Raw genomic sequence first — 21,310 nt, 5'->3', positions numbered from 1 at the left:
CATTGTTTCGGTCTCGCGTACCGATAACGGTTTTGAAGCATCGTCAGACAAGATCGAACTGACCACCAAAAAGAATGTCGCTTCTGGCACCATCGAACAGAGCCTGTTTCTGGCGGCCGAGCGCAATGGCGTTCCGATCCCTGTTCTGATGAATCTGATCGAACTGTATTCCTATGAAGTCGACTTCCAGCGCGACATCCAGCCAGGTGACAGTTTCGAAGTCATGTATCAGGAGCTCGAGAACGACAAGGGTGAGCGCGTACGCTATGGTGATGTGCTTTATGCCAGCATGACCCTGAGCGGCAATGAAGTACGTCTTTATTCCTATACCGACAGCAACGGTGAAACCGACTTCTATAATCAGAAGGGTGAATCCTATCGCCGCGCACTGATGCGGACCCCGATCAATGGTGCGCGCCTGTCATCAGGATTCGGCCAGCGCAAGCATCCGATCCTTGGCTATACCAAGATGCATAAGGGCATTGATTTTGCCGCCCCGCGCGGCACCCCGATCTTTGCCGCCGGCAATGGCACGATTGCCAAAATTGGCCGCAATGGCGGTTATGGCAATTACATCCGCATCCGTCACAATGATTCCTATGAAACAGCCTATGCCCATATGAAGGGTTTTGCCAAAGGCCTCAAACAGGGATCCCGCGTCAAACAGGGTGACGTGATCGGCTATGTCGGAAGCACAGGCGCATCAACCGGCCCGCATCTTCATTACGAGATCCTGAAAAACAATGCGCAGGTCAACCCGATCCGCGTCAAGATGCCAAGTGGCAAAAAGCTTAAAGGTGATGAGCTGAAGACCTTCCTTGCGGATGCCGACATCCTGCGCAAGCAATATGCCGAGCTATCCCTTGATAACCGAAAGATTGCCAGCGCCGAATAACCCAAAGCCGAACCAGATAAAAAAGCCTGCCCCACGTCATGTCGGGCAGGCTTTTTTTTGAAACCGCTTCAGGTGATCATCATGAGACGGGCGATGCTACCCAGCATAGCCTCAATTGATCGAAACCATTCTTGCGATTAACGCTGAACAAACCTGCGACCCTGATCAGGCCGCATCTCGATCAAATTGCAGCTTGGCCAGGCGGCCATAAAGCGGGGATGTTTCAAGTAATTCCTGATGGGTGCCGATCGCAACCAGCTTGCCATCATCAATCACCGCAATCCGGTCGGCATGCAGCACTGTGGCCAGGCGATGGGCAATCACAAGCGTCGTCCGCTCTGCCATGATGGTTTCAAGCGCCTTTTGCACCACCTGTTCGCTTTCCGCATCCAGTGCACTGGTGGCTTCATCAAGCAGCAGGATCGACGGATTGCGCAAGATCGCACGTGCGATTGCAATACGCTGACGCTGACCACCAGACAACCGGACACCTTTTTCACCAAGATAGGTGTTAAAGCCATCGGGCAGACGGTCAAGGAACTCACTGGCATGCGCGGCTTCGGCTGCGGCACGGACATCAGCATCACTGGCACCCGGGCGCCCATAGCGAATATTGTCCCAGGCATTGGCAGCAAAGATCACCGGATCCTGTGCAACCAGACCAATGCGTTCACGCACATCGACCGGATCAGCTTCGCGGATATCAACACCATCCACCCGAATTGCACCTTTGTCCGGATCATAGAAACGCAGCAGCAACTGGAAGACTGTGGTTTTCCCCGCCCCTGATGGCCCGACCAGCGCAACCGTTTCACCCGGCCTGACCGAAAGGGTCAGACCTTCGAGTGCGGATCGATCCGGACGGGCCGGATAATGGAACGTGACATCTTCAAAACTGACATGCCCCTGATGCGGGACCGGCAAAGTCACCGGATTTTCGGGTGCTGCAATCTTTGGTTCGGTTTCCAGCAAGGCAACAAGACGTTCGGCCGCCCCGGCGGCGCGTTGCAAATCACCGATCACTTCACTGATAGCACCGACCGATCCGGCGACAACCACCGCATAAAATACAAAGGCAGAAAGCTCGCCCGCTGAAATCACGCCATCAAGGACGTCATGCCCCCCAATCCAGAGGATCGTGCCAACTGCCCCGAACACCATGACAATAACAATAGCAGTCAGAAGGGCACGGGCCGAGATACGGGCGACAGCCGTTTTGAATGCCCCCTCGACATGGCCGTTAAAGCGCGTGCTTTCGATTTCTTCGTGGGTATAGGCCTGAACCGTGCGCAACGCATTCAGCGTTTCCTCGGAAAAGGCACTGACATCCGCAATCCGATCCTGGGATTCGCGCGACAGGCGGCGCACCCGGCGGCCATAGCCGACAATCGGGATCACAACCAGAGGCACGACCAGAAGAACAAGGGCGGTCAGTTTCGGACTGGTGATGGCAAGCATCGTCAGACCACCGACAAACATCAACGCATTGCGCAAGGCGATCGAAACACTCGATCCGATGACAGATTGTAAAAGTGTGGTGTCCGTCGTCAGACGCGAAAGAACCTCACCGGTCCGGGTCACTTCAAAAAATGCGGAATCAAGACGGATGATATGGCGATACACGGCAGAGCGGATATCGGCGACAACCCGCTCCCCGATCCAGGAGACCAGGAAAAAGCGCATATAGCTTGCCCCCGCCAGAAGCAGGGTCACGGCAAACAGAACGAACAGTGCCCGGTCAAGCAGACCGCCATCGCCGTCAGCGAAGCCTTCATCGACCAGCATGCGCAAACCATTGCCAAGGGCAAGAACGGTTCCCGATGCCGTCACCAGCGCAAGCAAGGCCCCGACCAGCTGCAACCGGTATTTCAGAACAAAGGGAACGATCGCCCTCAGTGACGACAGGTTCCGGCTGGTTTCACGATCAATCAGTTTTGCAGAAGCAGAAGGTGTACGCGCCAAGGCACTTTATCCCGTATGCATTGGGAACGACAAAGCCGCTCAGAGATCAGCCAAGATCAAGTTTGTTTCCGGTTTTCACCGCAATATCCATCGCAAGCTGATCATGAAGCGTGGTCGAACCACGCGTTGATGTCCAGGTCTCGTTATCTTCGTCAAAGTCATAGTGACTTGCACCACTGACCGGTGAAGAGAGCCAGACCTGACGGTTCGGACCATGCTTGTTGATAATGAATTGCTCACCCGAATCGAGTTCGATTGTCAGGATGCCAGATTGCAAATCGACTTCAAGCTCATCGCCCAGCGCGTCATCAATGACATCAGAGAGGGTCTCGATTGTTTCATCTGCAATCTGATGGAAGCGGGTTTCCTCAAGGGCCACAGTCTTGTTCTCCGTCTGTCGCCGGAAGCGCGTTTGGCCCCGGCAAGGCGATAATCAATTGTTGGCGCACCATACTATATAAAGTGTGCTGTGCAAGTATGCATAAGATGCACCTTGCGAGAAAAGCTTGAAACCTGTGTCTGCGGCTGCTACATGACCGCGAGATCGTTACTGCACTCCCCTCATTTGGCGTTAATTGGATAAAACCGGTTACAGGGGTTGCGCGAGCCGATTTTTTACACTATACACCGCGCTTCAAATTCCGGAGTGATTAGGCGATGAAAAAAGATATCCATCCCGATTACCATGAGATCACCGTTCAGATGACTGACGGCACCACCTTCACCACGCAGTCGACCTGGGGCAATCCGGGCGACGTGATGAAGCTTGACATCGATCCGAAAAGCCATCCGGCTTGGACTGGTGTTCACCGTCTTCTGGACAGCGGCGGGCAGCTTGCTAAGTTCAAAAAGCGCTTCGCTGGTTTCAATATCGGCAACTAAGCAAAGAACACATTTCTGTGTTCTGTGGGATCAGCGCCCGTTGCATCTGATTGATGCTGCGGGCGTTTTTCTTTGTCTGAACCATTGATTGATGGAGCAGACCACACAAAAAACTGCCAATGACGACAAATCTGGTCTGCTATGCAGCATATCTGATGGTTATCCCGGCTTTTTTTTGCCATAATTCCATTTGTCAGGACAGGGTGGCATTTAATTCGCCGCCCTCTTTGGCTTGTCAAAACGACCAGGTTTATAGATGAACCAAGTGGCGGCGCGTAATCAGGTAAGCTATGAGGTCTATGTAAAAGACCGCTCAGGCCGTTGGCAGATCCACGGCCACTTTACTGGTGCGCAAAAAAAACAGGCTGAAGAAGAAGCGAAGAATATTGAACGCGCGAACCATGTTTCGGGCGTCAAAGTGATTCGCGAAGTCTATAATCACGCGACCAACAGTTCGGACGAATATGTCGTCTACGAAACGCGTGGTCAGGGCCGCCTGGAAAACAGTAACGTCCAAAGCAAGCCAAAGGCATCCCGCCCGCAAGCACAGGCCAAGGCACCTGCCTCGCGTCCGGCACCATCCCCGGCCCCCGCCGAGGCAGCTTCTGACAGTACGGAAAGCAGTACTGCAACAGCTGAACCTGTCAAACGACGCCCTGCTCGTGCCGTTGCAGAGGAAGGCCAAAGCATTTTTGGTCTTGCTCTCAAGATGATGATTGCCTTTTGCATCGCGATTGCGATCGGGCTGGCAACGATGCTTGTAGCGGCCAAGGGGCTTGAATATCTGCCAAGTATGGGCATGCATATCAGTCAGGGCTTTTATGACAAAGCCAACTTCATGTCCTTTACGATTGGCTTCCTTGCCAGCGTCGTGCCGATGCTGATGGCTGTGACCAAGAAATTCAAAGGACGCAGCCGAACCAAAGCATCAACAAGCCGGTCGCCCAGACAGGCGCGCGACAAGGTATCCCGCGCAAGTCTGTCCGGCAGCGCCACAGCAGCACAAACTTCTGTGACGCGAAAAACAGCCGCCGAGATGGCAGCAGAACTGGCCCAAGAGGATAACGATGCTGATACGGACGCATCGGTTGAAAGCACGGATGACGCATCGAAGGACGAGGCAAAAGACGCCCCGATTGATGATACGCCTGATCGACCACTGGTCGAGACCAGGGAAATGCGAGCCACCCGCGATCAGATGAAAAACTTCATCTCCGGGTCGATGCAGGCGATCAAACGCACTGTGCCGGTTCTTGATGCCTATCATAAATTTGGCGTCAATCTGTATGTCGCGGGTGCCTGTGATGCCTGCAGCGAAAAGAACGCCCTGGAGCAAAGAGACGGGCGCGCGGTTTTGCGTGACTGTATCTCGGCCCTTGGCGCGAACAAAAGCATGGCCGATACATTCTGCAAAAATGTAGACAGTTACATCCTTGAGCCGAAATACAAGGATATGTACGGCGCTGGTCGCGAATCGATGGATGCCTACCTTAGAGACGAGAAAAGCATCATGACGTCAGTTTCGCGCGCCATCGCGAACTGGAGCGAAAAGCCCGCCGCAGGTCCGCAAGGGGCAGCAGGCAAGAAGCTTCATGCGCTGATGTTTACCGACATTGTCAATTCGACAGCCAAAACCCAGGAACTGGGCGATCATGGCGCCCAGCAAATGGTCCATATTCATAACCAGATCGTTCGCACGGCCCTGATCAATAACTATGGCAAGGAAGTCAAGCATATGGGCGACGGCATTATGGCCGTGTTCCCGTCTTCTGCCAGCTCTGTCGAAGCAGCGATTGAAATTCAGAAGAATATGGCAATCCACAATGCCTCACAGGATATGAAATTCCAGATTCGCATCGGCATTAATGCCGGCGAGGCGATTGCCGAAGAAAATGACCTGTTTGGCACCGTTGTTCAGCTTGCCGCACGCGTATGTGCACAGGCAGGCGGTGACGAAACGCTGGTATCAGCCAACGTCAAAGACACCTATAGTGGTAGCCGCGCTGCTTTTGTCTCGATGGGAACACGTCAGATGAAAGGCTTTGCTGAACCGGTCGAAGTATTCCAGGTTCAATCCCGCGCCTGACATCCCCCGATATTGATCACTTCAATCATCGTCAGAACCCGACTGCCCGGGGCCTTTGCCCAAGCGGGGGTATGTTCTCTGCTTGATTTCGGGATTCTCAGGCAATCAGTTGGCACAACGCGCGGCGACCTGAAGTTCCATTCGGGCCGTTCGCATATAAAGCGCCTGTGCACGATGCATCAGATCGACCAGTCCTGGTGACAGAAACTCGTAAGTCTCGTTGCGCTCTTCAAGACAGACCCGAAGGTCAACCATCAGGTTGTCGACATCAACCGCCTCTTCCCACTGGATTTCCCCCTCTTCGACCGCACGTACAGCAAGCAACCAGGCCATGGCCCGGATCAGACGGGTGGTCATGCGCATTTCTTCGACACACCGTGCAATCGCTTCACCGCTATTTTGCTTTTTGCCGCGCTGGCTTCTGTGAGCAGAAAGGTAATTGCGCGCCTCTACGAGCAGCGTAAAGGCTTCGTCATATGTTCGCGAGAAGTGAATGACCGAGAAGTTGCTCTGATATGACGCCTTCTGCGACGCCGGGGGATGCTCATATGTCATCCATATAATATTGGAAAGGCCCGGGGCGGCTTCAAGACACAGAAGCCCCAAATAGAAAGACCGCCCACTTTCGGGGCGGTCTCACCTCAACCTGCTAAACTTGCCGGACTTTTTTGGTTTTGTTTTTCTTGTGGCCGAACTTTAGCCAGCGGTTCATAAGCGGTCAAGGCTATTCATGGCACAAATGTGACAATACGTATTAACCCGTACCCTTTTACGTATTTTGCGCACTCAATCTGCGGCAATCCCGCGCAATCCGCGCCATACAAGTATTTGAAGATACAAGACAAAGAAAAAGAACCGCCCCAAAAGGGCGGCTCAGTTTAACAGGGAGGCATCGAAACATCACGTTCGACAAGGGGGTCAACAGATGACCCTCTATTCCACATATAAGACGATAAGTTTAAATTTCAATTAACCTCAGGTTTAAAATCTCTATCCTCACGTCTAGTGTTTGGAGAGACTTCAAACCGCCTCTCCAACTCTTGTCGATACTTTGCCCTAACTCTTGAACAATGCCTCTGCGCCGGCATGCGCGCCCTTGCGATGCTCAAGTGCGGCATCGACCCGTTTGACTTCCTGTTCAAGAGCGACGCGATACTCCTTCAGGCTATCCACCGACATGCCTTCAAGGCTGCGCGGCAGACCAAAAGCCCCCTTCATGAAATTGCCGAGTTCTTCTTCGTCCACGCTTGTCCTCCATATCCTGCAATCAAACCTTTGCCGAACGGTTCCGTGCACCATTTGGGCAATTGAATTCGGCACCGACCCTAGATAGGTATTAAACTAACTTTTCGCCACGGAGGTCACCATGCCCAATCATCAATTGCCATCGAAAATGCAAGCCGTCGAAATTCGCAAGGATGCCGATGCGCCCTATCTGGCACTGGGCGAGATTGATGTTCCGGTATTTGGCGATGATGATGTTCTGGTTCGGGTTCGTGCCGCGGGTGTGAACCGCCCTGATCTGATGCAGGTCGCGGGCATGTACCCGCCGCCGCCCGGTGCATCGGATATTCCAGGATTGGAACTGGCGGGTGAGATTGTGGCACTTGGCGCCAATGTAACCGGCTGGAATGTTGGTGATCATGTGTGCGCACTGGTAACCGGTGGCGGCTATGCCCAGTATACCACCGTGCCAGCCGCGCAGTGCCTTCCTGTTCCCAGGGGTCTTTCAATGATTGAGGCTGCGGGCCTTCCCGAGACCTTCTTTACTGTCTGGCACAATGTTTTTGACAAGGCCGGACTTGCAAACGGGGAAACATTCCTTGTGCATGGCGGGACTTCGGGCATCGGGACAACCGCCATCCAGCTTGCCAAGGCGTTTGGCGCCAAGGTCATCGCCACCGCGGGCAGCGACGAGAAATGCGAGGCTTGCCTTAATCTTGGCGCGGATATTGCCATCAATTACAAGACCCGGGATTTCGTCGAAGACGTGATGGCAGCGACCGATGGCAAGGGGGCGAATGTCATTCTTGATATGGTGGCGGGGGACTATGTCAGCCGCAATTTCAAGGCCGCAGCCGTCGAGGGGCGGATATTGATCATTGCCTTCTTGCGCGGCCCCAAGGCCGAAACCAATTTCACCCCGCTGTTGCTTAAACGTCTGACACTGATGGGATCGACTTTGCGTGCGCAACCTGTCGCCAGCAAGGCCGCAATCGCCGATGCCCTGCGCAACCGGGTCTGGCCGATGATCGAAGACGGTAAAATTGGCCCGGTGATCTATAAAACCGTCCCGTTTGCCGATGCACAGGGCGCGCATGCCATATTGAAGGGTGGCGCACACATCGGAAAAGTGATACTGGAAGTCGATTGATCGTTGATGGATGCTGGTCTGAACAGTTTATCTGACCGTTCCATCGCAACATGACTATGATTGCGGATCGAAAAGAAATATTCTTTTCACAAGACCGCAACAGATTGTTGCATTTACCCGCACATTGATCGAAAAGAACGCAATGGCGGCTCCGACGATGCGCGGCAACCCTGGATCACCCCTTGGTTGCCTTTGCAGCATTGCCGGACCACCAAAAGAGATTATATTCTGGGGCAAAGATTCCCGCGCTTTTTGGGCTCATACCCAACGCCGGTCTCCAGAGAGAAAGAAGGAAACAGGAGGAATTATGGCACAGCCCCTCATGCCCAAAGCAACCGCTGTATGGCTTATCGACAATACCGGCTTGTCGTTCCGGCAGATTGCCGCCTTTACCGAGCTTCACGAGCTTGAAATTCAGGCAATCGCTGATGGTGACGTCAGTCAGGGTATCGTCGGACTTGATCCGGTTGCCAATGGTCAGCTGACCAAGGATGAAATTGCGCGCTGTGAAAAAGATCCGCGTGAATTCCTGAAAATGGCAAAAACCGATCTGCCACGCCCGCGTGCGCAGTCCAAAGGTGCCCGTTACACCCCGGTTTCCAAGCGCCAGGATCGCCCGAATGCGATTGCGTGGCTGCTGAAGCATCACCCGGAGCTGTCTGACGCGCAGGTTTGCAAACTGATCGGTACCACCAAGGATACCATTGGCAAGATCCGCGACCGGACCCATTGGAATTCCGCCAACCTGACCCCGCGCAACCCGGTTACCATGGGCCTTTGCACCGAACTTGACCTTGAAAAGCAGGTTGTGATCGCACGTTCGAAGAACCCGGAAAAAATCGCCCGCGATGTCGAGCCGGATCCGCTGCCCGAAGAATTGCAGATCAACCCGGAACCAGATTATCCGGGCAAAAAAGCTGCCGAGAAGAAGGACGAGCCGAAAACTTCCGACTACATGGAAGCGGCCGAAAATCTCTTCCGCTCCTGATCAAAACAAAAGGTCGCCCGACGGGCGGCCTTTTTTCTTTGGGTTATCCGGCTCTTATTGCATAAAGTTTGTTTCACATGATTGCCGCTAAACCGTAACGCAACCGACATATGCGCGACATACCATTCGCCTGCTTTCGAACGAACAACACCGAAGAAACGTTTCCATGCAAAAACGTCCAACTGAACGCCAGGCTGGCATTGTCGAACTTGTACGCGCCGACGGTTTTCGCACCATCGATCAACTTGCCGAACGCTTTGACGTCACACCTCAGACCATCCGCCGCGATGTGAACGCCCTTTGTGATGAAGGGTTGCTGCGTCGCCGCCACGGGGGTGTAGAACCCGCGCTTGAACATGAAAACATTGCCTACCGGGCCCGCAAGGTTCTGAACGTCAATGAAAAACGCAAGATCGCAGCCCTTGTTGCACGCGAAATTCCCAATGGAGCTTCGTTGTTCTTTTCAATCGGCACCACGCCTGAACTGGTGGCGAGTGCGCTTTTGCAGCATCGCGATTTGCGGATTTTCACCAACAATCTGAATGTTGCCTATGTGGCCGCGACCAATGATAGCTTTGATGTAACCCTGATTGGTGGTCGTTTGCGCAACCGTGACCGGGACGTTCTGGGACCAGAGGTCGAGGCGTTCTTTAACAGCTACAAGGTTGATTATGGTATCTTCGGTGTCGGTGGTATCGACCCGGATGGCAGTCTTCTTGATTTCGATGAACAGGAAGTTCGTGCGCGATCAGCAATCCTGAAAAATGCGCGCAAGTCATATCTGGTTGCCGATCACACCAAGTTTGGCCGAAATGCCGTGGTTCGGGGTGGATCAATCACCGATGTCAGCGCATTTTTCACAGATTGCACGCCGCCTGACCACATCCTGCAAATGATCACCCGTGCGGGTGTAACGATGTTCATGCCCGAACCCAACGCCGAGTTTCCGACATTTTACGTGCCCGAAGAAGACTGATCTGCCGATTGTGCTGCACGTCTTTGTGCTTCGCGGGTTTCCGCAGCGGCCATCAGACTTTTGCGGACTTCGCGCAGGGCCGGGGTTAATGTCTTGTCCCTGCGCATGACAATTGCAAGTTCACGCGACAGGGCTGGCATCAAAGGGCGGGTCTTGATCGGGAATTGTGTCCGGCCCGGACGTGCGCCCATCTCAGGCAGGATCGTTGCACCGATCCCCGCACCGACCAGTTCCTTTATCGCCTCGACAGAACCAAGCTCCATTACCGAGTGCCCGGCGATACCGGCATCGCGTAACCAGTCATCGACAAGTGTGCGGGTAAGACCACCGCGTTCATAAAGAACCAATGGCTGCGTTTCGAGATCACCGGGATGAATGACGTCTGGCACATCTGCGTCATCGGCAAAGATCGCCACAAAAGGATCGGTCATCACCGGCGTGATCGACAGGCTCCGACCACTGCACGGCATGGTAACCAGACCAAGATCAAGCTGGTTATCTTCAATCGCGCGAATGATATCGCCTGTGTTGCCGGTCCTCACCATAATTTCAAGTTTCGGAAAGGCCCGTTGCAGCTGTTCAAGAATGGCAGGCAGGAAATAGATGCAGGCCGTCGCCCCGGTTCCGATCCGGACCTGTCCGGCAAGCCCGTCGGCAAAAACCGAAACGGCATCAAGTGCAGAGCGGATTGATGCATCAATACCGCCAATATGAGCAAGCAACGCCTGCCCTGCTACGGTCGGCTCCGCCCGCTTGCCAACCCGTTCAATCAACTTCACCCCCAGCCTGTCTTCAAGCTGGCGCACCTGCTGGCTCACAGCCGGTTGGCTAAGATTGAGCTTCGCCGCTGCGGCGGAAAAACTGCCAAGGGTCACAACATCGGCAAAGGTATGAAGCTGATCAAGGTTAAGTGCTCGCATATCAAAATTTTCCTTATGACATGCATAATATTTCAAATCTTCCGTTATGATATGGTTCGACTTACTGTCTGGTCAAACAAATCAACACCGGACAACATTATGTGCCTGACGACCCACGAAACCATCCCTGCGAACAGCCTGACAATCCGCAATGCAACCGATACCGATATGGATCAGGTGACTGCGATTTATCGCCATCATGTCCTGACCGGCACGGCCTCCTTTGAAGAAATCCCGCCCGACATTGATGAAATCACCAACCGGTTTCAGGCAATCCGCGACAAGGGCATGCCCTATCTGGTTGCCATCCGGGGTGATGTCATTGTTGGCTATTGCTATGCCAGTTCCTATCGACCACGCACCGCCTATCGCCATACTGTTGAAAACTCGATCTATGTTGCACCCGATTGCACCGGTCAGGGTATCGGAAGTCTTTTGATGGAACATCTGATTGCCCGATGTGAAGCAGGCCCCTGGCGCCAGATGATCGCGGCAATTGGCGACAGCGCCAATCACGCCTCGATTGCCCTTCATCGCAAACATGGTTTTGAGCCTACCGGCGTTTTTCATAAAGTCGGCTTCAAGTTTGACCGGTGGCTTGACTCGGTTCTGATGCAGCGCCCCCTTGGGGAGGACAAACCATCCCTGCCCGGTCCGACAGGCCAATGATCCGGCCGCGCACGATTATTGCCCTTGGTCTTGCCCAGCTGATCAGCTGGGGAACGGCCTATTACCTGATCGGGAATTTCGGTACAGCCCTTGCCGCGCGCAATGGCTGGGACAGTGCGGTGATTTATGGTGGCTTTTCATGCGCCCTTCTGGTCATGGGGATATGTTCATCAACCTGTGGCCGACTGATTGACCTATATGGGGGTCGCCCGGTTCTTTTGGCCGGTTCCCTTCTTAATGCCCTTGGGTGTCTGATCCTCGCCTTTGGCGATCAGATCGTCCTTCATTTTATCGGCTGGATCATCTTGGGCATTGGGATGCGCGCGACCCTGTATGATGCAGCCTTTGCCACACTGGCCCGGATCGGTGGCCCGAACGCGGGACGGGCGATGGGGCAAATCACCCTGTTTGGCGGATTGGCTTCGACTGTATTCTGGCCATTGGGGCATCTGATCGAAGGCCAGTTTGGCATCACCACAGCCCTTGCAAGCTATGCGGGCTTTGCCCTTTTGACCGTGCCCCTGCATTTGATGATGCCATCCGTTGACCGCGAAACACATCCTGAAGTGCCTTTCCAGAATGAAAAGCATAGCGGCACAGGTACTTCATCTGTGCTGCAAAGTGTTCCTGCCCCACTGCCCCGACAAGGTTTATGCGGCATCCTGTATGCCGTCATTGTTACGGTTCTGAATGTTGTGAATGCGGCAATGTCGGCACATATGATTGCGGTTCTGATCGGGATCGGGCTTGGCACCATGCTGGCTATTGAAACCGCCAGCCTACGCGGCATCGGTCAATCCGTCGCCCGTGCAGCAGAAGTCCTGTTTGGCAAACGCCTTGCGCCAACCAAACTGACCGTCATCGCAACCGCCGTGCTCCCGGTTTCCTTCCTGCTTGTTCTGATTGGTGATCCTTACGTCATTGCAGCCATGAGTTTTACATTGCTCTATGGGGCTGCCAACGGCGTTTTGACCATTACGCGCGGTACCTTGCCGCTGATGATTTTTGGCAAGCGCGGCTATGGGCAGCAGGTCGGGCGCTTGCTGGTGCCCGGATTTTTCCTGTCTGCGATTGCCCCCAGTCTTTATGACCAGCTGATTTCGCGTTTTGGTCCGCAATCAGCAATCTGGGCATCCAGCGGTTTGTTGCTGATTGCCTTTGTTTGCGCGGTGATCCTTTTTCGAAGGCTGCCCCCGGGATTGGCAAAAATGCCCGCAACAGAACCTTTGTGAAATCCGCAACAAGGGCCTCAAAAAAGAACGCCTGCCAATCGGGGATGGCAGGCGCAAGGTGTGCTCTGTGATGAAAGAGCTGGGAGTATCCGTGCTTACGGGATCTCGGGTGTTATTTTGCGTATCCGATTTCTTTCAGGGCCTCGGCAATTTCCGGAAGGATTGCCGGGTCATCAATGGTGGCCGGTGTGTTGTAGCTTTCGCCATCGGCAATTGATCGCATGGTCTTGCGCAGGATCTTGCCAGACCGGGTTTTGGGAAGACGATCCACCACAGTTGCCTGCTTGAAGGCCGCGACCGGACCAATCTGATCGCGGACCATCGCAACCACTTCGGCAAGGATCGCGTCATGCGGGCGGGTCACACCGGCCTTCAGAACCACAAAGCCAAGTGGCAATTGCCCCTTAAGGTCGTCATGAACGCCAATCACAGCACATTCGGCAACATCCTTATGCCCGGAAAGGACTTCTTCCATTGCCCCGGTCGAGAGGCGATGTCCGGCAACATTGATGATGTCATCCGTACGCGAATGACATAGATATAGCCGTCTTCATCAATGAAGCCCGCATCACCCGTAGCGTAATAGCCTGGGAATTCTTCAAGATAGGATGACTTGAAACGGTCGTCATTCTGCCAAAGGGTCGGCAAAGTTCCCGGTGGCAGCGGAAGTTTGGCGGCCAATGCTCCGATCTGTCCGCGTGGAAGCGGCTTGCCTGCTTCATCCAGAACCTGGACATCCCAGCCACAGGCAGCAACCGTCGGCGATCCGTATTTGATCGGCAGAAGTTCAATCCCGCGCGGGTTCGCACAGATCGACCAGCCGGTTTCGGTTTGCCACCAGTGATCAATGACGGGTACGCCAAGGCTGCTTTCCGCCCATTGCAGGGTATCGGGATCGGACCGTTCGCCTGCAAGATAAAGTGCCTCAAGACAGCCCAGATCATAATTGGCCATATGGGCGGCCTTGGGATCATCGCGCTTGATCGCCCGAAATGCCGTCGGCGCGGTAAACAGAACCTTGACCTTATGTTGGGAAATCACCCGCCAGAAGGCACCGGCGTCCGGGGTACCAACGGGCTTTCCTTCATACATAACAGTCGTACAGCCCGCCAGTAACGGCGCGTAAACGATATAGGAATGCCCGACCACCCAGCCAACGTCGGACGCGGCCCAGTAAACATCGCCGGCCTCAACGCCATAGATGTTTTTCATCGACCATTGCAGGGCAACCATGTGCCCGCCATTGTCACGCACAACGCCCTTGGGCTGACCAGTGGTGCCTGATGTGTAAAGAACATAAAGCGGATCAGTCGCGGCGACCGGGACGCAATCAGATGGTGCGGCCTTGGCACATTCGACCGTCCAGTCATAATCGCGCCCATCAATCAGTGGCGCATCACATTGCGGGCGCTGGAACAGGATGACGCCTGATGGCTTGTGCGTTGCCATATCAATGGCCCGATCAAGCAGCGGCTTATATTCAATCACCCGTGATCCCTCGATGCCACAGCTTGCACTCAGGATCAGCTTGGGTTTGGCGTCATTGATACGGGTGGCAAGTTCGTTCGAGGCAAAGCCACCAAACACCACTGAATGAATGGCACCGATACGCGCACAGGCCAACATCGCCATCGCAGCCTGCGGGATCATCGGCATATAGATGATCACACGATCACCCTTGGTCACCCCGCGCGCATGCAAAGCCCCGGCAAGGCGGGAAACCTCTTCGCGCAATTGGTGATAGGTGAATTTTTCAACCGTATTGGTGACCGGGCTGTCATAGATCAGGGCTGTTTGATCGCCACGACCATTTTCGATATGGCGGTCCAGCGCATTGTAGCAGGTATTGACTTCGCCACCGGTGAACCAGCGATAAAACGGCGCGTTGCTGTCATCAAGAACGCGGTCCCATTTGCGGTACCATGAAATGTTTTCGGCTGCTTCTGCCCAGAAACCTTCCTTGTCGGTGATCGAGCGATCATAGGCTTCCTGATAACGACCAGTCATTGGCGAAATTTCCTCCCGCGGTGATGAGTCTTGTGCTCATGCAGAACGCGTATTTGTGACGTGCGAATAAATCGGCATCATAATACCTATTTAATTCACACTTACCCCTTAGACATTGGTAGAGCGTCGGTAAGGCGCAGTTTTCTGCGGATTACAATTACTCAAAACTGACAGGTGCGTGATCGGAATTTCGCGATCATGCGTATCTGTTCGGGCATATGAATGTATCTGGGGGTGCCGCCAAAGGATTTGAAGCGCAGACATAAAGTTGCCGCCTCACGCGTGGGCGACAATCGGAGGCGGCAAAAGCAAGAGTTAGGAAATCTGTGAGGTCGTCAAACCGTCTTCATGGTTAGTCGCATGTTTTTCATCACGCGTTTGGCCATGACCGGACGGCTAATGGGTTATTCGGCGTATCTCGTCCTTGATTTCAAGCTTGCGACGTTTAATGTCTGCGACAAGGGAATCATCGGGCGCCGGACGGCGCGTCTCGAGGTGGAGTTCCTGCTCAAGTGCAGCATGTTTGGCAGTAAGAGCTTCGATATGGCTTTGAACGCTCATTCGCCTACTCCTTATATCTGACATTGCCCACAAGAAGATGGTATTAATTTCGTAACATGATTTCCAGTGTTTCGATCATCACCGTGAACTCGAACACAGTCCAGCAAGGATCGGCATGACACAAAAAGATCGACTTATCATCGGCATAACCGGTGCATCCGGGGTGATTTATGGCATACGATTTTTACAGTTGCTGAAAAACACGCCGATCGAGACTCATCTGGTTCTTTCGAAGGCAGCCGAGCGCACCATCGCCTATGAGACCGACTTTAAAATTCGCGAAATCAAGGAGATGGCAGACGTCCTCCATGATAATTCCGACATCGGCGCGTCGATTGCGTCGGGATCGTTTCGCACACGCGGTATGGTCATTGCGCCTTGCTCGATGAAGTCTCTGGCCGAGGTCGCAAGCGGAGTCGCGGACAATCTGATTGCGCGCGCTGCCGATGTGATGCTCAAGGAACGTCGCCGCCTTGTTCTGATGGTGCGTGAAACCCCGCTTCATGCCGGGCATATCCGCAATATGGCGCAGGCCACGGAAAACGGTGCAATCATTGCCCCGCCGGTCCCGGCATTCTACGCCCGTCCACAGTCACTTGATGAAATGGTCACGCAAAGCTGTGGCCGGGTTCTCGACCTGTTTGATATCGATTTGCCCGAAACGGCACGTTGGGGCGATGAAGATGCTGCCAATCACATCCCTGTAACCGGCAAACCCAGAAACCGGGATTAAGAATTCCACGTCAGACCATTCTGTCCTATGGCGCGGATAAAAGCCCCATCATTGCGATCAGACGACTAACCGCCTGGTCGCAATCATCCTGTTCAAGGTCAAACCGGTTGGGGGATAAATAGGCCCGCGCGGCAGAAAACGGGTCCTCTGACGGGATCGGTTCTACTGCGTCGCACAGAATATGCTGTTCGATCTGCTCTGCCTGCAATTCATCAGATTTGACCTTTTGGCGCAATTCCTGCACATCGGGACGCGGATCATCGCGCATGAAGCGGCGCGTCTGGCGAAGCGGGATGATCACATTGTCCCGCCAGTCGCGTACGGATTCTTCAAGCGAACAAACACTGTGCGGTGCCAGTCCCTTCTGGCCAAGAAAGAACATGAACAGCAGCATGTTCACATCAAGTCCGCAGCGTTCCTGCAATTCCAGACACAGTTTTGCCACGCCGTCGCGACCATACATCGCGACTGTAAAGCGCCATACTTCGTCCTGATCAATCACCAAACTGCTCGTATCCTGCGGGTTTCTTTTTGTATCACACGGTCTTTGCCGTACGCGCCACCTTTGGCGGATGACCAAGATAGGCACCAAGCCCCTTGGCCGTCGACACCATGGTCCCGGCCGTATCCACAAGCCGGGGACCAACAATAACATCTTCCATCGCGACATCGACCACTTTGCGTTTTGACCAGGCGACGACACGGTCGAATTTCTGTTCGGCAACCAGATCAACCGCATGCACGCCAAAAGCCGATGCAATTACCCGGTCACGCGGTGATGGTATCCCGCCACGCTGCACATGCCCCAAGACCGTCACACGGGTTTCCCAGCCGGTCCTCGCGCCAAGCTCGTCAGCCAGCCAATGACCAATACCGCCATAACGGACTTTCTGGCCGTCATCGCCCTGCGTCACTGCGGCCCCGTCATCGCGCTTGACCGCCTCGGCCACAATGACAAGAGCATGATTGCGTCCACGCTTGCGAATATTCAGGCAATGTTCGGTCAGGGCATCAAGATCATAGTCCATTTCCGGGATCAGAATGGCATCAGCGCCACCTGCAACCCCGGCAAACAGGGCGATATGCCCGGCATCGCGCCCCATGACCTCAAGGATCATGATGCGATCATGCGACGCCGCAGTCGGCTGCAACCGGTCAAGGGCCTCGACCGCGACATTCACCGCCGTGGTAAAGCCCACCGAATATTCGGTCTGGGCCAGATCGTTATCGATGGTTTTGGGAATACCCACCAGATTGATGCCCCCCATCCGGGCCAGACGGTGAAGGATGGCCATGCTGCCATCGCCGCCAACCCCGATCAGCGCATCAAGACCAAGCTTGTGATAGCCATCAATCACTTCCCGGGAACGGTCGGCAAAGCTGCCATCGGGCATGGGATAGTGGAACGGATCACCCTTGTTGATCGTACCAAGGATCGTCCCGCCAAGCCGCAGCATACCGTCATTATTGACCTGATCATTAAGGTCAATGGCCTGCGGGGGATCCTGCATCAGGCCATGCGTGCCCTGACGGATACCCACGACATCCCAGCCATATCCAAGTACCGCACGTCGGACGACCGCCAGAATGACCGCATTCAATCCGGCGCAATCGCCCCCACTGGTCAAAATCCCGATCCGCATGCGTTTCCTTCCCATTGTCGTCATCATTGTTTAAAGGGTGATACAAATCATATGGGTTGCCCATCTGATATCTGTTAATATCACTTCCCCTTCGCGTTGATTATTAAGCTGGATCAAAAATGGACGAAATCAATCAGATCGAGATTGAAAAGAGACTTCTTTCGTTGCGCGAGGAACACCGTGATCTTGATATCGCCATCGAACAGATGGTGCAGGCCCCCCATCATGATCAGTTGCGTCTCGGGCGCATGAAAAAGCGTAAACTCGCCCTTAAAGACGAAATTCGTTATGTCGAGTCGCAGCTTGTTCCCGACATTATCGCCTGATCACACCGGTCAGACTCCTGTTTGACGGATCGCCCAACCAGAAAACTTGTTCTCTTGCCATAAGCCTCGTGCCTGGTTCGAACATACCAAATCCCCCGTTCTTATCGTTCGGGGGATAATCGTTTGGACATGACAACAAGAAAATCTGAACGCAGGCACAATGTCGGACATCTCATTACGAGAACCGGTATCAAATCCCGTACGGGATACGATCAAGCTTGGCCAGAAGCATTTCCTTTTGCGCCCGCAAAGCCGCATCGGCACCACGAAGGATTGAATCGACCGTATCACCGCTGGCAGACTGATAAAATCCGAACACCGGAACAATCGGGATGAACTTGTCTTTGTGGGGATAGGGATTCTGATGCAGCCAGCGCGTGATCGCATCAACACGCTGCAAAACATCGTCCTGATCAACATTATACATCAGGGCAACAAAGTCATTGCAACCAAGATAGCCCAGATGATGCGGTGCCATGACAAAATCGGCAATGATCCTGCGGACATAGTTAAACAGACCGTCTTTGCATTCCTGACCGTAGCGCTGCAAAATATCTTCGATATTAAACAGTTCACAAATCAGAACGATCCTGTTGGTGCGATCCGTCCCGATCAGGGAAACTTCGTTTTCAAGAATCTGCATGAAAGTCGGACGACCAAGCGCACCGGTAAACGGGTCGCGCCCTTCAAGCCGCGCCAGTCGGGCATGGCGTCTCTTGAGATCATTGAGGTTTTCGGTCAGGCCATTGATGCGCACCATCAAACGACCGATTGCCTGTTCAACCGCCGGTGTCACCTGATTATCCGGGATGCCCAGAACATTGGCGATGTCAGATGTGTGAAACGGAACTTCTTCCTCGACCGTATCGGGAAGATTATCCGTATCTATATCGATCTGATGGTCGCGATTGGGCGCACGCCGTTTTCCGGCGTCCCTGCCATAGGCATGAATTCCGTATGGATTTGATGGAAATCTTCCATCCCCTCCCCCCATAGAGGGTGTAATTGAACCGGGCCTTGTGACCTTCATGTCTGACCTTCCCGTGCTACCTGCACAGTTATATGAGTTATTTGTAAATAATAAATCAAAGGTACTGTCAATTTCCACATAAATTCAATCGACAGTAAGGGTAGGAAATCTACACCATCGTATAGCATGGAATTTTTGACCGTAAATAAGAAAAATTTAAAGAAAGATGCAAGTCCGGCAAGGCGCAAGCAGGCTTGCATGATGGCCCGCGCTGCATATAATGCGGCCCTTCACGAAACAGCCCGTATACGGAGCCGCTATCATGAGCGATCAAACGCCGGTCATCGGCATTATCATGGGAAGCCAGTCTGACTGGGAAACCATGAAAAACGCCGCAGATGTCCTCGATGCGCTGAATGTGCCTTATGAGACCAAAATCGTCTCGGCTCACCGCACCCCTGATCGCCTCTATGATTATGCCAAAACGGCAAAATCGCGCGGTCTTAAGGTCATTATCGCCGGTGCTGGCGGTGCGGCCCATCTTCCGGGCATGGCGGCGGCGATGACCCCGCTTCCGGTTCTTGGTGTTCCGGTTCAGAGCCGCACGCTTAAGGGTCTTGATAGCCTTCTTTCCATCGTCCAGATGCCGGGCGGCGTTCCGGTCGGAACCCTTGCCATCGGCTCGGCCGGGGCAAAGAACGCCGGCCTGATGGCCGCTGAAATCATGGCACTGATGGATGACGGGCTTGCCACGCGCCTTGATGACTGGCGCGCAGCCCAGACCGCATCGGTCGCAGACGAGCCGGTTGATCCGGCACTGTGATCGCAATACAGGCGCGCCCAACCGGGCGCGTTTTTATTTTGCGCAAACCAGATTTGATGATTGTCTGATTGCAGGCAATCTTTTCCCTATCGGGAAGAATTTTGATCGAGGAATACATGACGCAGGATTTCGACACGCGCGTAATCGCACCGGGGAGCACCATCGGTATCATGGGCAACGGCCAGCTGGGCCGCATGGCTGCCTTCTGTGCCGCCGAGCTCGGCTATAAGGTCCATGTTTTCGGCCCGGGTGCCGACAGCCCGACCGAGCAGGTCTGTGCCAAGGCGACAATTGCCGATTACACCGATCTTGATGCACTGCGTGCCTTTGCCGAAGATGTCGATGTTGTCACTTTCGAGTTTGAAAATGTTCCCCATGACAGCGTCAAATTGCTGTCCGAACTGGTTCCGGTCCGTCCGGGCTGGAAATGCCTGCATCTCTCCCAGAACCGTCTGCGCGAAAAGACCTTTTGCAATGAACACGGCATCGGCACCGCACCGTTCGAGGCCGTCCGTTCGCTTGCCGATCTTGAAGCAGCCGTTGCCAAACTTGGCCGCCCGTCGGTTCTGAAAACGACCGAGCTTGGCTATGACGGCAAAGGTCAGGTCAAGATCAGTGCCGATACCGATCTGGCACAGGCGTGGGACGAGATGAAAGGTGCCGAGGCCATCCTTGAAGGCTTCATTTCCTTTGAACGCGAGATTTCCGTCATTGTCGCCCGCGGTGTTCAGGGGGATACCGCCTGCTTCTGCCCGGTTGAGAATGTGCATACCAACCACATCCTTGATGTGACCGTCGCCCCGGCTGAAATTGCCGACAGCCTGTCGAAGAAGGCTGAAGACATCGCGATCAAGCTGGTTACGGCGATGGAGTTTGTCGGTCTTCTGGCGGTCGAGATGTTTGTCACCACCGATGGCGACATTCTGGTCAATGAAGTCGCACCGCGCCCGCACAATTCCGGTCACTGGACCATTGATGCCTGTATCACCAGCCAGTTCGAACAGTTCATCCGTGCTGTGTGTGGCCTGCCTCTTGGCGATCCGGCCCATCATTCCAAAGCGCGCATGAAAAACCTTCTGGGCGACGACATCAATGACTGGCAGGCAATTTTGACCGAGCCGAACGCCAAACTGCACCTTTATGGCAAGGCCGAAGCAAAGCCGGGCCGTAAAATGGGTCATGTCACCTGGGTTCTGCCGAAATAACCCGGACGAACACGACCGACCAGTCATCTTTCGGGCCCCGGATACCCTGTGTATCCGG

The 21,310-nt window shown here is 54.1% G+C and carries 21 protein-coding genes and 1 pseudogene (1 of these 22 cut by a window edge); 12 read left to right on the top strand and 10 right to left on the bottom strand.

Features of this window, described 5'->3' with window-relative positions; genetic code table 11:
• A protein-coding gene (locus WA318_RS07200) for a M23 family metallopeptidase (protein ID WP_258548764.1) crosses the window boundary here: on the top strand, positions 1-895 show its 3' portion. Its footprint begins 416 nt before the window's first position; the window shows 895 of its 1,311 coding nt (coding positions 417-1,311); its start codon lies off the left edge, out of view; its stop codon occupies positions 893-895.
• Between the two features lie 165 nt (positions 896-1,060).
• Here WA318_RS07200 and WA318_RS07195 read toward each other — a convergent pair whose 3' ends face one another.
• A complete protein-coding gene (locus WA318_RS07195) occupies positions 1,061-2,857 on the bottom strand; it encodes an ABC transporter transmembrane domain-containing protein (protein ID WP_336080429.1) in 1,797 nt (598 codons plus the stop codon).
• A 46-nt stretch (positions 2,858-2,903) separates the two neighbouring features.
• Complete coding sequence (cyaY, locus tag WA318_RS07190) at positions 2,904-3,236, bottom strand: iron donor protein CyaY (protein ID WP_336080428.1); 333 nt, start codon at positions 3,234-3,236, stop codon at positions 2,904-2,906.
• A 278-nt stretch (positions 3,237-3,514) separates the two neighbouring features.
• Here cyaY and rpmE point away from each other — a divergent pair, with 278 nt between their 5' ends.
• Together rpmE and WA318_RS07180 are read left to right on the top strand one after the other, a co-directional pair.
• Complete coding sequence (gene rpmE / locus WA318_RS07185) at positions 3,515-3,739, top strand: 50S ribosomal protein L31 (RefSeq protein ID WP_114099196.1); 225 nt, start codon at positions 3,515-3,517, stop codon at positions 3,737-3,739.
• A gap of 256 nt (positions 3,740-3,995) precedes the next feature.
• Positions 3,996-5,825, top strand: coding sequence for an adenylate/guanylate cyclase domain-containing protein (locus WA318_RS07180; protein WP_336080427.1), 1,830 nt, complete (start codon positions 3,996-3,998; stop codon positions 5,823-5,825).
• A 105-nt stretch (positions 5,826-5,930) separates the two neighbouring features.
• Here WA318_RS07180 and WA318_RS07175 read toward each other — a convergent pair whose 3' ends face one another.
• Positions 5,931-6,380 carry a DUF1465 family protein gene (locus WA318_RS07175; protein WP_336080426.1) on the bottom strand — a complete coding sequence of 150 codons (450 nt, stop codon included), beginning with the start codon at positions 6,378-6,380 and terminating at the stop codon, positions 5,931-5,933.
• A 501-nt stretch (positions 6,381-6,881) separates the two neighbouring features.
• Positions 6,882-7,070, bottom strand: coding sequence for a DUF1192 domain-containing protein (locus tag WA318_RS07170; RefSeq protein ID WP_258548763.1), 189 nt, complete (start codon positions 7,068-7,070; stop codon positions 6,882-6,884).
• A 121-nt stretch (positions 7,071-7,191) separates the two neighbouring features.
• On the opposite strand from WA318_RS07170, the gene WA318_RS07165 reads away from it, so the two are divergent.
• The 3 genes from WA318_RS07165 to WA318_RS07155 all read left to right on the top strand — a co-directional run bounded on the left by WA318_RS07165 (position 7,192) and on the right by WA318_RS07155 (position 10,163).
• The gene (locus WA318_RS07165; RefSeq protein ID WP_336080425.1) at positions 7,192-8,199 is read left to right on the top strand and encodes an NAD(P)H-quinone oxidoreductase; all 1,008 of its coding nucleotides are present in this window, start codon (positions 7,192-7,194) and stop codon (positions 8,197-8,199) included.
• A gap of 307 nt (positions 8,200-8,506) precedes the next feature.
• Positions 8,507-9,187: a DUF1013 domain-containing protein gene (locus WA318_RS07160; protein WP_114099193.1), complete on the top strand. Its 681-nt coding sequence runs from the start codon at positions 8,507-8,509 to the stop codon at positions 9,185-9,187.
• 166 nt (positions 9,188-9,353) lie between these two features.
• Positions 9,354-10,163: a DeoR/GlpR family DNA-binding transcription regulator gene (locus WA318_RS07155; protein ID WP_114099192.1), complete on the top strand. Its 810-nt coding sequence runs from the start codon at positions 9,354-9,356 to the stop codon at positions 10,161-10,163.
• Here the strand turns inward: WA318_RS07155 and WA318_RS07150 are convergent.
• Positions 10,142-11,083, bottom strand: coding sequence for a LysR family transcriptional regulator (locus WA318_RS07150; RefSeq protein ID WP_336080424.1), 942 nt, complete (start codon positions 11,081-11,083; stop codon positions 10,142-10,144). The genes WA318_RS07155 and WA318_RS07150 overlap by 22 nt on opposite strands.
• A gap of 99 nt (positions 11,084-11,182) precedes the next feature.
• Here WA318_RS07150 and WA318_RS07145 point away from each other — a divergent pair, with 99 nt between their 5' ends.
• A complete protein-coding gene (locus WA318_RS07145; RefSeq protein ID WP_336080423.1) occupies positions 11,183-11,752 on the top strand; it encodes a GNAT family N-acetyltransferase in 570 nt (189 codons plus the stop codon).
• Complete coding sequence (locus tag WA318_RS07140; protein WP_336080422.1) at positions 11,749-12,984, top strand: MFS transporter; 1,236 nt, start codon at positions 11,749-11,751, stop codon at positions 12,982-12,984. Before WA318_RS07145 ends, WA318_RS07140 begins: the two co-directional genes overlap by 4 nt.
• Before the next feature lie 112 nt (positions 12,985-13,096).
• On the opposite strand, the pseudogene WA318_RS07135 reads toward WA318_RS07140, so the two are convergent.
• Positions 13,097-14,991 (bottom strand): annotated as a pseudogene (locus WA318_RS07135) (propionyl-CoA synthetase).
• A gap of 396 nt (positions 14,992-15,387) precedes the next feature.
• Positions 15,388-15,552, bottom strand: coding sequence for a YdcH family protein (locus WA318_RS07130; RefSeq protein WP_114099188.1), 165 nt, complete (start codon positions 15,550-15,552; stop codon positions 15,388-15,390).
• 115 nt (positions 15,553-15,667) lie between these two features.
• On the opposite strand from WA318_RS07130, the gene WA318_RS07125 reads away from it, so the two are divergent.
• The gene (locus WA318_RS07125) at positions 15,668-16,285 is read left to right on the top strand and encodes a UbiX family flavin prenyltransferase (protein WP_114099187.1); all 618 of its coding nucleotides are present in this window, start codon (positions 15,668-15,670) and stop codon (positions 16,283-16,285) included.
• A 25-nt stretch (positions 16,286-16,310) separates the two neighbouring features.
• On the opposite strand, the gene WA318_RS07120 is transcribed toward WA318_RS07125, so the two are convergent.
• Together WA318_RS07120 and WA318_RS07115 are read right to left on the bottom strand one after the other, a co-directional pair.
• On the bottom strand, positions 16,311-16,787 hold the full coding sequence (locus WA318_RS07120; RefSeq protein WP_336080421.1) for a TIGR02444 family protein: 477 nt from the start codon (positions 16,785-16,787) through the stop codon (positions 16,311-16,313).
• Positions 16,788-16,821: 34 nt separating this feature from the next.
• Positions 16,822-17,928 (bottom strand): ATP-dependent 6-phosphofructokinase, encoded by a 1,107-nt coding sequence (locus WA318_RS07115; protein ID WP_114099186.1) that lies wholly within the window; start codon positions 17,926-17,928, stop codon positions 16,822-16,824.
• Positions 17,929-18,047: 119 nt separating this feature from the next.
• Between WA318_RS07115 and WA318_RS07110 the strand changes: the two genes are divergently transcribed.
• A complete protein-coding gene (locus WA318_RS07110; RefSeq protein ID WP_114099185.1) occupies positions 18,048-18,254 on the top strand; it encodes a YdcH family protein in 207 nt (68 codons plus the stop codon).
• Positions 18,255-18,444: 190 nt separating this feature from the next.
• On the opposite strand, the gene WA318_RS07105 is transcribed toward WA318_RS07110, so the two are convergent.
• Positions 18,445-19,284: a GGDEF domain-containing protein gene (locus WA318_RS07105; RefSeq protein ID WP_258548760.1), complete on the bottom strand. Its 840-nt coding sequence runs from the start codon at positions 19,282-19,284 to the stop codon at positions 18,445-18,447.
• Between the two features lie 262 nt (positions 19,285-19,546).
• Here WA318_RS07105 and purE point away from each other — a divergent pair, with 262 nt between their 5' ends.
• Together purE and WA318_RS07095 are read left to right on the top strand one after the other, a co-directional pair.
• Complete coding sequence (gene purE / locus WA318_RS07100; protein ID WP_114099183.1) at positions 19,547-20,047, top strand: 5-(carboxyamino)imidazole ribonucleotide mutase; 501 nt, start codon at positions 19,547-19,549, stop codon at positions 20,045-20,047.
• Between the two features lie 116 nt (positions 20,048-20,163).
• Positions 20,164-21,252: a 5-(carboxyamino)imidazole ribonucleotide synthase gene (locus WA318_RS07095; protein WP_336080420.1), complete on the top strand. Its 1,089-nt coding sequence runs from the start codon at positions 20,164-20,166 to the stop codon at positions 21,250-21,252.
• Positions 21,253-21,310: the final 58 nt, after the last annotated feature.

The sequence above is a fragment of the Thalassospira sp. CH_XMU1448-2 genome, from assembly GCF_037027285.1.
GTDB classification, from domain to species: Bacteria; Pseudomonadota; Alphaproteobacteria; order Rhodospirillales; family Thalassospiraceae; genus Thalassospira; species Thalassospira profundimaris_C.
Note: the sequence above shows the minus strand (reverse complement) of the source record. Positions and strands in the feature narration are given on the sequence as shown.